The organism is Variovorax sp. P1_H2 (assembly GCF_056405295.1).
This window is the reverse complement of sequence record NZ_JBFUCJ010000149.1, coordinates 1-13,899: the sequence shown is the minus strand read 5'-3', so window position 1 is coordinate 13,899 and position 13,899 is coordinate 1. Positions and strand designations below refer to the sequence as shown.

The 13,899-nt window shown below is 69.3% G+C and carries 11 protein-coding genes; 4 read left to right on the top strand and 7 right to left on the bottom strand.

Annotated elements, in window-relative coordinates:
• Positions 1 to 181: 181 nt before the first annotated feature.
• The gene (locus tag AC1D2E_RS31745) at positions 182 to 1,258 is read right to left on the bottom strand and encodes a type VI secretion system protein (protein WP_478201082.1); all 1,077 of its coding nucleotides are present in this window, start codon (positions 1,256 to 1,258) and stop codon (positions 182 to 184) included.
• A gap of 19 nt (positions 1,259 to 1,277) precedes the next feature.
• Positions 1,278 to 2,612: a DotU family type IV/VI secretion system protein gene (locus tag AC1D2E_RS31740; RefSeq protein ID WP_478201081.1), complete on the bottom strand. Its 1,335-nt coding sequence runs from the start codon at positions 2,610 to 2,612 to the stop codon at positions 1,278 to 1,280.
• Between the two features lie 236 nt (positions 2,613 to 2,848).
• Here AC1D2E_RS31740 and AC1D2E_RS31735 point away from each other — a divergent pair, with 236 nt between their 5' ends.
• Positions 2,849 to 3,535: a LuxR C-terminal-related transcriptional regulator gene (locus AC1D2E_RS31735; protein ID WP_478201080.1), complete on the top strand. Its 687-nt coding sequence runs from the start codon at positions 2,849 to 2,851 to the stop codon at positions 3,533 to 3,535.
• A 10-nt stretch (positions 3,536 to 3,545) separates the two neighbouring features.
• Here the strand turns inward: AC1D2E_RS31735 and AC1D2E_RS31730 are convergent, their stop codons facing one another.
• The 3 genes from AC1D2E_RS31730 to prpC form a co-directional block, all read right to left on the bottom strand.
• Entirely contained in the window at positions 3,546 to 4,415 is an 870-nt protein-coding gene (locus tag AC1D2E_RS31730; protein ID WP_478201079.1) for an isocitrate lyase/PEP mutase family protein, read from the bottom strand.
• A 1-nt stretch (position 4,416) separates the two neighbouring features.
• Entirely contained in the window at positions 4,417 to 5,868 is a 1,452-nt protein-coding gene (locus tag AC1D2E_RS31725) for a bifunctional 2-methylcitrate dehydratase/aconitate hydratase (protein ID WP_478201078.1), read from the bottom strand.
• Positions 5,869 to 5,930: 62 nt separating this feature from the next.
• Complete coding sequence (gene prpC, locus AC1D2E_RS31720; RefSeq protein ID WP_478201077.1) at positions 5,931 to 7,088, bottom strand: bifunctional 2-methylcitrate synthase/citrate synthase; 1,158 nt, start codon at positions 7,086 to 7,088, stop codon at positions 5,931 to 5,933.
• A 111-nt stretch (positions 7,089 to 7,199) separates the two neighbouring features.
• Here prpC and AC1D2E_RS31715 point away from each other — a divergent pair, with 111 nt between their 5' ends.
• On the top strand, positions 7,200 to 8,633 hold the full coding sequence (locus AC1D2E_RS31715) for a short-chain fatty acyl-CoA regulator family protein (protein ID WP_478201076.1): 1,434 nt from the start codon (positions 7,200 to 7,202) through the stop codon (positions 8,631 to 8,633).
• Between the two features lie 16 nt (positions 8,634 to 8,649).
• Here the strand turns inward: AC1D2E_RS31715 and metE are convergent, their stop codons facing one another.
• Positions 8,650 to 11,019, bottom strand: coding sequence for a 5-methyltetrahydropteroyltriglutamate--homocysteine S-methyltransferase (metE, locus tag AC1D2E_RS31710; protein ID WP_478201075.1), 2,370 nt, complete (start codon positions 11,017 to 11,019; stop codon positions 8,650 to 8,652).
• Positions 11,020 to 11,089: 70 nt separating this feature from the next.
• On the opposite strand from metE, the gene AC1D2E_RS31705 reads away from it, so the two are divergent.
• Together AC1D2E_RS31705 and gph are read left to right on the top strand one after the other, a co-directional pair.
• Positions 11,090 to 12,016 carry a LysR family transcriptional regulator gene (locus AC1D2E_RS31705; protein WP_478201074.1) on the top strand — a complete coding sequence of 309 codons (927 nt, stop codon included), beginning with the start codon at positions 11,090 to 11,092 and terminating at the stop codon, positions 12,014 to 12,016.
• Between the two features lie 41 nt (positions 12,017 to 12,057).
• Complete coding sequence (gph, locus tag AC1D2E_RS31700; RefSeq protein WP_478201073.1) at positions 12,058 to 12,789, top strand: phosphoglycolate phosphatase; 732 nt, start codon at positions 12,058 to 12,060, stop codon at positions 12,787 to 12,789.
• Between the two features lie 106 nt (positions 12,790 to 12,895).
• Here gph and AC1D2E_RS31695 read toward each other — a convergent pair whose 3' ends face one another.
• The gene (locus tag AC1D2E_RS31695) at positions 12,896 to 13,486 is read right to left on the bottom strand and encodes a chalcone isomerase family protein (protein ID WP_478201072.1); all 591 of its coding nucleotides are present in this window, start codon (positions 13,484 to 13,486) and stop codon (positions 12,896 to 12,898) included.
• Positions 13,487 to 13,899: the final 413 nt, after the last annotated feature.

The window sequence follows — 13,899 nt, the reverse complement described above, 5'->3', positions numbered from 1 at the left end:
CCCCCACTGCGTGTGGGTCGCTGCCCCCCGAGGGGGCCGCAGGCCGCCTTGGGGCGGCCCGGCGCCGGCCTGACTGAGCCCCCACGCTCCCCCACTGCGTGTGGGTCGCTGCCCCCCGAGGGGGCCGCAGGCCGCCTTGGGGCGGCCCGGCGCCGGCCTGGGCCCCACGCGCGTTCGAGCTTCAGCTCGCAAGTGGCTGGTCGGCCGGCAGAAAGCGATCGAACAGGTCGGCGATGAAGGCGCCGCCGGCCGCCGCCGATGGCGCTGCCGTCAGGTAGAGCCCGCGCCAGCGCGGCGCCCGCGCGCCCCTTGGCGCGGCGAACAGGCGCAGCGCCAGCAGCTGCAAGCCGGGCTGCAGGGCCCGCAGCCGTTCCGTGAAGGTGTGAATGGCCAGTCGCCGGACCGGGTCCTCCTCGTCGCGCAGCAGCGCCATGCGCTGGGCATGCAGTTGCATGCCCAGCTCGCCAAAGATGCCGTCGAGCCGGCCGCCGGCATCGATGCCGGCCGGCGCGTTGTCCGCCAGGCGGTGGCCCAGCGCCTGTCCGAGCGCCTCCGCCGGCAGCGCACCGCGCACTGCTGCATAGCCTTCCAGCTGCTCCAGCCCCGTCACCACCAGGTAGACCGGCAACTGGATCCGCAATTGCTCGGCCGCTTCGTCGATCCGCTGGCGCAGCCGCAGCGCCAGCGATTCCGTGGCCCCGGTGTCGCCGAGCACCGTGGCGGCCGCGACGCAAGCCACGATGCCATTGAGCGGCAGGCGCTCACGCCGCTCGGCCAGCTCAAGCAGCGCGCGGTACCAGCGGCCGCGCTCACGTAGATCGACCGGATTGCCGAGCGCGGCCGGGCCGATCTCGATCGCGATCGTCGAATGCAGGAAGTGCCAGCGCCACAGGCCGTCCTCGCTGCCAGGGAGGGACGCGGCGGCACCGGCGCCCACCAGCAGGCCGGGCAGGTCGGCCGCCGCATCACCGAGGAACATGAACCACGGGATCGCGTAGAGCGAGTGGCACAGCGCCCGGGGCGCCGGCGCATGCTGGGCCGCTCGGCGGGCGCGGGCCATGGCCTCCTGCATGCCGACCAGGTCCAGGGGTGCAGGCGGAGCGGCTTCGGCATCGAACGCCGCGATGCGCCGCCGCAGCCGCCGCCGCCTTCCGCTGCGGCCGGACGCCAGCATGAACCACCAGAGGGTGAGGAAGGCCAGCAGGCACAGCCCCGTCAGGCTCCAGAAATGCGGCGGCAAGGGAGATGCGGCGATCATTGGGCGCAGGCGCGCGGACTCAGCGCGGCACGGTTTGAAGGAAGACCACCTCGGCGACCACGCGGGCGCCGAATTCGCCGACCGCCAGCGATTCGCGCAAGCGCTGGAGGTAGGCCGAGGCCAGCTCGAAAGGCGGCCGGTCGATCGCCTCGGCGAAAGGCATGGGCGAGGACAGCGCCGTCACCAGCACCGTGCCGAAGGGCGGTGCGGAGAGCCAGCTCGAGGGGATGTCGCGCCCGAGTTCGACGGTTTCGCCGCCGCGCAGGCGCGGCTGCGCCGATCCGGCATTGAGGTGCATCACGGCGCCATCGGCCGTGTAGTAGTCGACCCACAGATAGCCGTCGCGTTGCGCGTTCCTGACCTCGATCAATACCGGGTCGCCCTCGCGCAGCCGGCCTTTCGGTGCCGTGGGCGTCGCGATGGACAGGCCCGGCGCGTTCTCCCGGTTGCGCGCCTGGTAGGGCTTCAGCAGTGCCAGCACCTCGCAGTGCGGCCAGATCCGCAGCTGGAGGTCGAACACGGCGACGGCGGCGTTCACCCCCGGCAGGGCGAGCACCTCGCGCTGCACCCGGGCGATCTCCTCGGCGATCGGGACGAAGCCCTGCACCTGTGCCGCGCCGTCCGGTGTCACCGTGGCGGAGAGGTCCGCGCAGGCATAGGTCTGGAGTTGCTGGTCGATGCGCTGGGCCAGCGTGAGCGGCTCTTCGCGCGGGCCCGCCAGCGTGAACCAGAGCAGGTAGGCGAGCGGGAGCAGCAGCGCCAGCGCGCCGCCGGCGCGCAGCAGGGTGCGTTCGCGCCGCTGCGGGTCGCGCGGCCCGGGCGGATCGGGCAGGCTGTAGGGTTGCGGCGTGATGCGCTCCTGCGCGAGGGAGTCGAGCCGGGCCGGACGCAGCGCGAGCTGCTCGCCGTGCAGGGCCTTGAGCTTGCCGAGCTCGCCGCTGTCGCCGCTCTCGAAGTAGTACTGGCCCTTGAATCCGAGCGCCAGCGCGTGCCAGAACACCTCGCGGACCTCGTCGTCGCCGGCCGCCAGGGCCGACAAGTGGTGGAAGAACTCGGTGTGCGCGTTGTTGGAATTGAACAGCTGCCGCTGCAGCGGCGCCCCCTCGCCGGCCTTGCAGCCGGGGTGCCGCGCCAGGATCTCGTCGATCCAGGCGACCATCGCGAACCGAGCCGATTCGATCGCCGAGGCCGGGCGGCCGAGCGCCCGGGCCGCTTCCCGGGCATCTTCGAGCAGGCCGAGCGCCTCCTGCCGGGCAGTCTCGCAGCCGGGTTCGGCCCGGCCCGCGGCGACCGATGCATCCAGCCCGAGTCCGAACGCGATCAGCCTGGAAAAGCAATCGAGCAGGCGAGCCATTCAGCGCTCGCGGCTAGGCGTTGCGGGGGATCGGAGTCTGGCTGCTGCGCCTGTGTCGTTGGCACATGCCCACGTTCCCGGTCGATTTTGGATGTGGATCATTGTTTCATCGACGCGGGCGGGCACCATACCGCTTGGGAGCTATGTCGTTCGGGGAGCGAAATCCGCCTTGATGCGCGTCTCGTTCGCCGTTATCGTCGGCCTGCCCGAATTTATCCATGACGCTGGGGAAAGCCATGAAAATCCTGATCGCCGACGACCACCGGCTCGTCATCGAGGCGGTCAAGGCCAAGTTGTCCGAGCTCGAGCCCGGCATCGACTTCGTCCTGGCCATGAGCGTCGACGAGTTGCTCACCGGTGCCTCCGACGACCTCGATCTGGCCGTGATCGACCTCAACATGCCCGGTGCCGAAGGCCAGGCCCACATCGACGAGATCCGCCGCCGCCATCCCGCCGTGCCGGTCATCGTGCTCTCGGGCTACGAAGATCCCGCCGTGATGCGCAGCGCGCTCGAGCGCGGCGTGCTGGGCTTCATTCCCAAGGCCTATTCGCCGGAGGTGATGCTGTCGGCGGTGCGCCTGGTGCTGGCGGGCGGGGTCTACGTGCCGCCCATGATGCTGTCGTCGCTGCCGCCCGGCGTGGTCGCCGGAATCCCGGGCGCCGGCGCGGTCGGCGAGGGGGGCCCGCGCGGCTCGTCCGCGGCCGCCGCGCAGACTCTCGAGCACCTGCGCAACGTGCTGACCGAGCGCCAGGTCGAAGTGCTGCAGCTGCTGTCGCAGGGCAAGCCCAACAAGCTGATCGGACGTGCGCTCGGCATCAGCGAAGGCACGGTCAAGATCCACCTGGCGGCGATCTTCCGCGCGCTCAATGTACGCAACCGCACCGAGGCGGTGGTCGCGGCGCAGACCGTGACCGAAGCCTAAAGGACTGGACTCAGGCCGCGTATTTTTTCTCCAGCGCGTCCAGCGCCGGCTTGCCGACCAGGCGCTGGCGCTCCGCGAAGCTGACGACCAGCGCCGGGTCCTCGTCGATGCGCCGGGTGGTGCGCAGCACGTTCAGCGCCTTCTGCATGCCGGCCACCGCGCCCTGCAGCGCCGCGTTGGCGTAGAGCACGATGCCGTAGCCGAGTTCGGCCAGCTCGGCGGCGCCGGTGATCGGCGTCTTGCCGCCGATCACCATGTTCATGAGCTGCGGCCTCGCAAGCCGTTTCGGCAGCGCGCGGATCTGCTCGGCGGTGGTCACCGCTTCGACGAACAGGATGTCGGCACCGGCTTCGCTGAGCTTCTGTGCCCGCTCGACCGCGGCCTCGAAGCCCAAGGTCGCACAGGCATCGGTGCGGGCCAGGATCAGCAGGTCCGGGTCGGTGCGGGCATCGACCGCGGCCTTGATCTTCGCCACGGCTTCGTCGGTGCCGATCACCTCCTTGCCGGCGAAGTGGCCGCAGCGCTTGGGCGCCACCTGGTCCTCGAACTGGATGCAGTCGGCGCCGGCACGCTCCAGCACGCGCACCGTGTGCCGCACGTTGAGCGCATTGCCGAAGCCGGTGTCGGCATCGACGATCAGCGGCAACTGAACGGCATCGCGGATGCGCGCCGTGTGGTCGGCGATCTCGTGCAGCCCCATGAAGCCCTGGTCGGGCAAGCCGAGCCACATGTTGGTGACGCCGGCGCCGGTGACGTAGATCGCCTCGAAACCGAGGTCCTCGACCACCCGCGCCGACAGCGCGTTGAAGGCGCCGGGCACCAGCACGCCGCGGCGTGCCTCGGCCAGCGCGCGCAAGGTTTTTCGTGTGCTTTGAGCCATGTCAGATCACGTAGAGCCCGAGGTATTCGTTGACCGGCATGGCCTCGAGCGCCCCAGGGTCGAGCGACACCGCGAGGATCGCGTCCTGCTGCTTCTTCGGGAAGCGGCGCGCGAGGTTGGTGCGGAACTTGGCCTCGAGCAGCGGGATGCCTTCGGCGCGGCGGCGCTGGTGGCCGATCGGGTATTCGACCGCGACTTCGGCGAGCCGGCTGCCGTCCTTGAATTCGACCGTGAGCGCATTCGCGATGCTGCGCTTCTCCGGGTCGTGGTAGTCCTGCGTGTAGCGCGGGTCCTCGACGCAATGGATCTTCGCCCGCAAGGCGTCGATGCGCGGGTCGGCCGCCACGCCGTCCTCGTAGTCGGAGGCCTTCAGATGGCCGAAGATCAGCGGCACCGCCACCATGTACTGGATGCAATGGTCGCGGTCGGCCTCGTTGTTCAGCGGGCCCTGCTTGTCGATGATGCGGATGCAGGCCTCGTGCGTGCGGATGGTGATCTTCTCGATGTCCTCCACCGTCTTGCCGGCCGCGTTCAGCTGCCGGTGCAGCGCGACCGCCGCCTCGACCGCGGTCTGGCTGTGGAACTCGGCCGGGAAGCTGATCTTGAACAGCACGTTCTCCGCCACGTAGCTGCCGTACGGCCGCTGGAAGCGGAAGGGCTGGCCCTTGAAGAGCACGTCGTAGAAGCCCCAGGTCTTGGCGGTCAAGGCCGAGGGGTAGCCCATCTCGCCGGTCTGCGCGATCAGCGCCAGCCGCACGGCGCGGCTGGTGGCGTCGCCGGCCGCCCAGCTCTTGCGGCTGCCGGCGTTCGGGGCGTGGCGGTAGGTGCGCAGCGACTGGCCGTCGACCCAGGCCAGCGACACCGCGGCCAGTGTCTCGTCGCGCGTCAGGCCCAGCAGTTGCGACACCACGGCGGTCGAAGCCACCTTGACCAGCAGCACGTGGTCGAGGCCGACCTTGTTGAAGGAATTCTCGAGCGCGATCACGCCCTGGATCTCGTGCGCCTTGACGATCGCGGTCAGCACGTCGCGCATCAGGAGCGGCTTGCGGCCCGCTGCAATCGCGCTGCGGCTCGCCCAGTCGGCGACGGCGAGGATGCCGCCGAGATTGTCGCTGGGATGGCCCCATTCGGCCGCCAGCCAGGTGTCGTTGAAGTCCAGCCAGCGGATCAGCGCGCCGATGTCGAAGGCCGCCTGCACCGGGTCGAGCTCGAACTGCGTGCCCGGCACCCGGGCGCCGTTCGGCACCACGGTGCCCTTGACGACCGGGCCGAGCAGCTTGCAGGCCGCCGGATACGTCAGCGCCTCCAGGCCGCAGCCCAGGGTGTCGATCAGGATGTGGCGGGCGGTGTCGAGGGCCAGCCGGGATTCGACCTCGTAGTCGAGGGCGTAGTCGACGATGTCGACGATGACGGCGTCCCAGTCGGGGCGGACGTTGCTGATGTGTGCGGACATTCGGGTGGTGAAGAAGCGGGGAGAGGGAAGGGAAAGAAAAGGGAAAGGAGCAGGCGTCGGGGCTATCGGCGCTGCGCCATCGGGACGTACGCGAGATCCTCGGGGCCGGTGTAGTTCGCGCTCGGCCGGATGATCTTGTTGTCGAGGCGCTGCTCGATGATGTGGGCCGCCCAGCCCGAGGTGCGTGCGACCACGAACAGCGGCGTGAACATCGCGGTCGGCACGCCCATCATGTGGTAGCTCACGGCGCTGAACCAGTCGAGGTTGGGGAACATCTTCTTGGCGTCCCACATGACGTCTTCGAGACGCTCCGCGATGTCGAACATCTTGGTCGAGCCGGCCGCGAGCGACAGCGACTTCGCGACGGCCTTGATGACCTCGTTGCGCGGATCGCTCACCGTGTAGACCGGGTGGCCGAAACCGATCACCACCTCCCTGGCTTCGACGCGCCGGCGGATGTCGGCCTCGGCCTCGTCGGGCGAGTCGTAGCGCTTCTGGATCTCGAAGGCCACCTCGTTGGCGCCGCCGTGCTTCGGCCCGCGCAGCGCCCCGATCGCGCCCGTGATCGCGGAGTAGACATCGGCGCCGGTGCCCGCCACCACGCGGGCGGCGAAGGTGCTGGCGTTGAACTCGTGTTCCGCATAGAGGTTGAGCGAGGTGTGCATCGCGCGCTCCCAGGCGGGCGAGGGCTTGGCGCCGTGCAGCAGGTGCAGGAAGTGCGCGCCGATCGAGTCGTCGTCGGTCTCGACCTCGATGCGCCGGCCCTGCGTCGACCAGTGGTACCAGTAGAGGAGCATCGAGCCGAGCGAGGCCATCAGGCGGTCGGCGATGTCGCGCGCGCCGGGCACGTTGTGGTCGTCCTTCTCGGGCAGCATGCAGCCCAGGGTCGAGACGCCGGTGCGCATCACGTCCATCGGGTGCGCGCTCGCGGGCAGTTGCTCGAGCGCTTCCTTGAGGCCCGCGGGCAGGCCGCGCAGGGCCTGGAGCCGGCGCTTGTAGGCCCGCAGTTCGGCGGCGGTCGGCAGCTTGCCGTGGACCAGCAGGTGGGCGATCTCCTCGAACTCGCAGACCTCGGCGATGTCCAGGATGTCGTAGCCGCGATAGTGCAGGTCGTTGCCGGTGCGCCCGACGCTGCACAGCGCGGTGTTGCCGGCGGTGACGCCGGACAGCGCGACGGATTTCTTTGGCTTGAAGCCGGTGGGAGAAGCAAGCGTGTTCATGGTTCGCAATCTACGCAATTGCAGATCCATAATGAAGGACTGAATTGGCCAAAGGATGCGAATGGAAATGCACTGTTTTGCGAAGTTTGCGAAATTATGGGGTCCGGCCTGATGCGCAAGACCTTCATGGGCGTTCGCCTGCGCAAGCTCCGGGCCGAGCGCGGCCTGAGCCAGGTGGCGCTGGCCCATGCGCTGGGCCTGTCGCCCAGCTACCTGAACCAGATCGAGCAGAACCAGCGGCCGCTGACCGTCGCCGTGCTGCTCAGGATCAGCCGTGCGCTCGGTGTCGACGTGCAGCAGTTCTCTGAGGACGAGGAGGCGCGGCTGGTGGCCGACCTGCGCGAAGCGCTCGCCGACAACCCGGGTGGCGAGGCGGTGTCGCTGCCCGAACTGCGGGAGGTCGCCGCGCAGATGCCGGCCGTCGGTCGCGCGCTGCTGGCGCTCCATCGCCGTCATCAGGAGGCGATGGAGCGGCTGGAGACCATGGCGGCCGAGCTCGGCGACGGCCGCGGCGATCTGGCGGGCGCGCGGCCCATGCCCTTCGAGCGGGTGCGCGACTTCTTCTTTGCCCACCAGAACCATTTCGACCCGCTCGACGTCGCCGCCGAAGGGCTGGCTTCGGAGGCGCGCGGCCACGGCGGGCCGCTGGGCGAATGGCTGCAGCAGCGGCTCATGAAGCGGCACGGTGTGCGCGTCGTTCCGGCCGACCAGGAGGCCGCGGACAGCCAGCGGCGCTACGACCCGGCGCACCGCGTGCTGCGCCTGTCGACCGGTCTCGAGGCCGGCCAGCAGGCCTTCCAGCTGGCCACGCAGCTGGCCCTGCTCGAGCAGACCGCCCTGATCGAATCGCTGCTCGAAGGCGCGGGCTTCGCCGACGCGCCGGCGCACGGCCTGGCCCGCATCGGCCTGGCCAACTACTTCGCGGGCGCCCTGCTGCTGCCCTACGGCCTCTTCCTCGAGGCGGCCGAGACCTTGCGCTATGACATCGACCAGCTCGCGCGCCGCTTCGGCGTCGGCTTCGAGACCATCTGCCACCGGCTCAGCACGCTGCAGCGGCCGCAGGCGCCCGGCGTGCCCTTCTTCTTCATCCGCGTCGACCGCGCCGGCAACATCTCCAAGCGCCAGTCGGCGACGCACTTCCACTTCTCGAAGACCGGCGGCACCTGCCCGCTGTGGAATGTCTACGAGGCCTTCGCGCAGCCCGGGCGCATCCTGCCGCAGCTCGCGCGCATGCCCGACGGGCGGGCCTACCTCTGGATCGCGCGCACCGTGTCGCACGGACAGCGCGGCTTCGGCTCGCCGAGCAAGACCTTCTCGATCGGCCTCGGCTGCGACATCCGCTATGCGCCGCGCCTGGTGTATTCGAAAGGCCTCGACCTCAAGGACCCCGAGGTGCCGACGCCGATCGGCATGGGCTGCAAGGTCTGCGAGCGCGTCGCCTGCCCGCAGCGCGCCTTCCCGTTCATCGGCCGGCCGCTGGACGTGAACGAGAACGAGAGCCGCTTCACGCCGTATGCAGTGGCGGACGAGAAGCCGGCGGGCTGAGAGCCCCCACGCTCCCTCACTTCGTGTAGTCGCTGCCCCCCAAGGGGGCCGCAGGCCGCTTGGGGCGGCCCGGCGCCGGCCTGAGTTCGCCGCGCAGGATCCGTGCCGCGGCCACCATGTTGGCGAGCGCCGCCTCGGTTTCCGCCCAGCCGCGCGTCTTCAGGCCGCAATCCGGGTTGATCCAGAGCCTTTCCGCCGGCACCACCGCGGCCGCCTTGCGCATCAATCGCACCATCTCGTCGGTGCCCGGGATGCGCGGCGAGTGGATGTCGTAGACGCCGGGGCCGATCTCGTTCGGGTAGTCGAAGTCGCCGAAGCCGCGCAGCAGATCCATGTCGGAGCGGCTGGTCTCGATGGTGATCACGTCGGCATCCATGGCCGCGATCTCCGGCAGGATGTCGTTGAATTCCGAATAGCACATGTGGGTGTGGATCTGCGTGCGGTCGGCCACGCCCGAGGCGCTGATGCGGAACGACCGGGTCGCGCCTTCGAGGTAGTTCTTCCAGCCCGCGCGCCGCAGCGGCAGCCCTTCGCGGATCGCCGGCTCGTCGATCTGGATGATGCCGATGCCGGCCCGTTCGAGGTCCACCACCTCGTCGCGGATCGCCCAGGCGATCTGCTCGGTCGTGACGCTGCGCGGCTGGTCGTCGCGCACGAAGGACCACTGCAGGATCGTGACCGGGCCGGTCAGCATGCCCTTCATCGGCAACTGCGTGAGGCTTTGCGCATAGGCGGTCCATTCGACCGTCATCGGCGCCGGCCGGGCGACGTCGCCGAAGATCAGCGGCGGCTTGACGCAGCGCGAACCGTAGGACTGCACCCAGCCGTTGGCCGTGAACGCAAAGCCGTCGAGTTGCTCGCCGAAGTACTCGACCATGTCGTTGCGCTCGGCCTCGCCGTGCACCAGCACGTCGATGCCGAGCGCTTCCTGCTTGCGCACCGCGAGCGCGATCTCGTCCTGCATCTTCTCGCGGTAGCCGGCGGCATCGAGTTCGCCGCGCTTGAAGGCGGCGCGCGCCGCGCGGATGGCGGGGGTCTGCGGGAACGAGCCGATGGTCGTGGTGGGCAGGGGCGGCAAGGCGAAGCGGGCGCGCTGCTCGGCCTGGCGCTGCGTGAACGCGGACCGGCGGCGGTCGTCGCCGGCCACGCTGCGCGCCAGGCGCAATGCGACATCGGCGCGGTGCACGCGCGGGCTGGCGCGGCGTGCCGCCACGGCCTTGCGGGCCGCGACCAGTTCGCCTTCGACCGCGGCCTCCTCGCCGTCCAGCACAGCGCGCAGCACCCGCAGTTCGTCGAGCTTCTCGATCGCGAAGGCCAGCCAGGACTTGATCTCGGCATCGCGCTTCGTTTCCGCCGCGAGGCTGAAGGGTACGTGCAGCAGCGAGCAAGACGGCGCGATCCAGAGTTCGCCGCGGTGCTTGTCGGCCACCGGCTTCAGCTGCGCCAGCGCGGCGTCCGGATCGGTGCGCCAGATGTTGCGGCCATCGACGATGCCGACCGAGAGCACCTTGTGCGCGGGCAGCCAGTCGGCCACGCCGACCAGCTCGTCGGGGGCGCGCACCGCGTCCACGTGCAGGCCCGCGACCGGCAGCTGGCAGGCCAGCCGGAGGTTCTCGGCCAGCGGCGAGAAGTAGGTGGCGAGCAGCAGCCTCGGCGCGCTGCGCGCGAGCTGCCAGTAGCTGCGCTCGAAGGCATTGCGCCAGGCGTCGGGCAGGTCGAGGCCGAGGATCGGCTCGTCGACCTGAACCCATTCGACACCCATCGCCTTGAGGCGCGCCAGCACCTGCTCGTACACCGGCAGCAGCGCATCGAGCAGCGAGAAGCGCTCGAAGCCGGCCTGCTTCTCCTTGCCCAGCCAGAGGAAGCTCAGCGGCCCGAGCAGCACCGCCTTGACCTTGTGGCCGAGCTTCTGTGCCTGGGCCACCTCGTCGAACAGCCGCACCGAGGAGAGGCCGAAGCGGGTGTGGGGCGAGAACTCGGGCACCAGGTAGTGGTAGTTGGTGTCGAACCACTTGGTCATCTCCAGCGCGAAGCTGCCGGGGTCGCCATGCGCGCAGCCTTCGTGGCCGGCCTCGCTGGCGACGCCGCGCGCCATCGTGAAGTAGCGCGCCAGCTCGGGCGCGTCGCCGGGGAACGCGAAGCGCGGCGGCTCGCAGCCCAGCAGCTGGATGTGGTTGGCCACGTGGTCGTAGAAGGCGAAGTCGCCGACGGTCACGAAGTCGAGGCCGGCATCGCGCTGGGCCTGCCAATGACGGGCGCGCAGTTCGGCGCCGGTGGCTTCGAGGGTCGCGGCGTCGATCTCGCCGTGCCAGTGCTTTTCGAGCGCGGTCTTGAGCTCGCGGCGGGCGCCCATGCGCGGGAATCCGAGGATGTGAGTGCGTGTCATGCGGCGATGATCCCAAGGACGAGGATATGATTCAAACGAAACCTTTTGCCGCTCAACATGAGCGAGATTCATGCAGTCATCCGTTCTCGAAATCCGCCACTTCCGCACGCTGGCCGCCTTGCGCGATACCGGCAGCCTGGTGCGGGCCGCGCAGCTGCTGAACCTCACGCAGTCGGCGCTGTCGCACCAGATCAAGTTGCTGGAGGATCACTTCGGCCTGGCGCTGTTCGAGCGCAAGTCGGTGCCGCCGCAGTTCAGCGTGGCCGGCATGCGCCTGCTCGAACTGGCCGACAAGGTGCTGCCGCTGATCGGCGAGGCCGAGCGCGACCTGGCGCGCTTGTCGCTCGGGCGCGCCGGCCAGCTGCGCATCGTGGTCGAGTGCCATACCTGCTTCGACTGGCTGATGCCGGCGATGGATGCGTTCCGCCAGCGCTGGCCCGAGATCGAGCTCGACATCGTCTCGGGTTTCCATCCCGACCCGATCGCGCTGGTGCTGCAGGACCGGGCCGAAGTCGCGATCGTCTCCGAGCAGGACCCGGCCGAGCGCGTCGACTACCACCCGCTGTTCCGCTTCGAGATCATGGCGCTGCTGGCCAACGACCATCCGCTCACCGCGAAGTCCCATCTCACGGCGCGGCACTTCGCCGACCAGACGCTGATCACCTACCCGGTGCCCGACGACATGCTGGATCTCGTGCGCCAGGTGCTGCAGCCGGCGGGCGTCGAGCCGGCCCATCGGCGCACCACCGAGCTCACGGTGGCGATGCTGCAGTTGGTGGCGAGCGGGCGCGGCATCGCGACGCTGCCGCTGTGGGCGGTGCAGGGCTACCTCGACCGCGGCTATGTCACGGCGCGGCCGGTCGGCAAGAAGGGGCTCACCGGCGAACTGCACATGGCCTGCACCGCCGCGACATCGAAGCAGGCCTGGCTGGGCGATTTCGTGCAGATCACGCGCGAGAGCTGCTTCAAGAGCCTGCCCGGAATCGAATTGCTCTAAGGCCCGGCGGCGGCCAGGCCGCGCGCCCTATGATTCGTCGCGTGAATTCCCAAAGCATCGACCTTTCCCTCTTCGACGCCGCGATCGTCGACCTCGACGGCACGATGGTCGATACGCTCGGCGACTTCGTCGTCGCCTTGAACCTCATGCTGGCCGACCTGGCGCTGCCGACGGTGGATGCGTCGACCGTCGAGACCCTGGTCGGCAAGGGCTCGGAGCATCTGATCCAGTCGGTGCTGCGCCACGTCGGCGCCGAAGGGGCGCTCTACGAAAGCGCTTGGGAACGCTATCAGCACCACTACTTCACGATCAACGGCCAGCATTCCCGGGTCTACGAAGGCGTCGCGAAAGGGCTGTCGGCCTTGCGGGAGCGCGGCCTGCGCCTGGCTTGCCTGACCAACAAGCCGACAGACTTCGCACGACCCCTGCTGGCCGCCAAGGGCCTCGACGGCTATTTCGAGCAGGTCTTCGGTGGCGATGCCTTCGCGCGCAAGAAGCCCGACCCGCTGCCGCTGTTGAAGACCTGCGAAGCGTTGGGCACCTTGCCGGCGCGCACCCTGATGGTGGGTGATTCAAGCAACGACGCCCGGGCCGCGCGCGCCGCCGGCTGTCCCGTGGTGCTGGTCAGCTATGGCTACAACCACGGCGAGCCCGTGCGCGGCGTCGACGCCGACGGCTTCGTCGACTCGCTGGTGGAATTGGAACTCAGGCCGGCGCCGGGCCGCCCCAAGGCGGCCTGGGCCCCCTCGGGGGGCAGCGAGTACACGGAGTGACGAGCGTGGGGGCCACTCAGGCCGGCGCCGGGCCGCCCCAAGGCGGCCTGGGCCCCCTCGGGGGGCAGCGAGTACACGGAGTGACGAGCGTGGGGGCGCTTGCCTTTCAGCCCTTGCCGAGCAAGGCGTCTTTCAGCTTGTAGTCGGCCGGCGAGGGTCCGATCCAGATGCGCAGCAGCGCATTGAAGAAGGCTTGCTCCTTGATCGGCTCGCCCTGCGGCACGCCGCGCACCGTGACCAGGCTGCCGCTGCCCGGGATCCAGTCGACCGTGAAGCCGTCGCCCGCCTTCAGCTGCTTCTGGTCGGCGAACATCTGGCCCATGCGCAGCAGGCCCGGAATCAGCTGCGACATCTCGCTCTTGGGCGAGTTGTCCTCGACCCCGCGCGTGAACAGCTTGCCGAGCTCGTTGGCATCGATGTCGCGCAGCATCGTGATCGTCACGCGCTTGGGGCCCGGCGCGGCCAGCACCTCCTCGACCGTGTCGGCCTTCTTGCCCAGATAGAGCCCGGCGGTGTAGACCTTGAACACCGCCTTGTAGCGAACGCCGGCGCCATTGAGCAGCAGCGTGCTGCCGCGCAGGTCGATCGTGTCGTCGAGCTTCACGCCCGCGACGTCGAGCTGGGCGGCCGATGCCGCGATCGATGCGAGGGCAAGGGTGGACAGCGCGAGCATGCGCCGCAGGTCGAAGGAAGGCATCAGAGGTCTCCGTGGGCCGCAAGAATTTTTAAAGAACGCCAATGTATCTTTTTGTATGTGGCTTGTCCCTGGGCTAAACTCCCGATTCCATGTTCATTCATCACGTCACTCAGACAGGTCAAGGCAGCCGGGGAGCCTGGCCTTGGCGCACGCCATCGTCGTTGCCTGTTTGATTGCACGGCGCACGCCGTGCGCCCGCGGCCTTCAGTCCCTCTGAACCGGCCAACCTGAATGACCCCGCCAGCGACCATCGAAGCGTCTGCTGGCCGACGGAGACCCCACCCGTGATCACCGAACTTGAATTCAAGAGCCTCAGCGCGCAGGGCTACAACCGCATTCCGCTGATGGTCGAGGCCTTTGCCGACCTCGAAACGCCTCTGTCCCTCTACCTCAAACTGGCCTACACCAAGGAC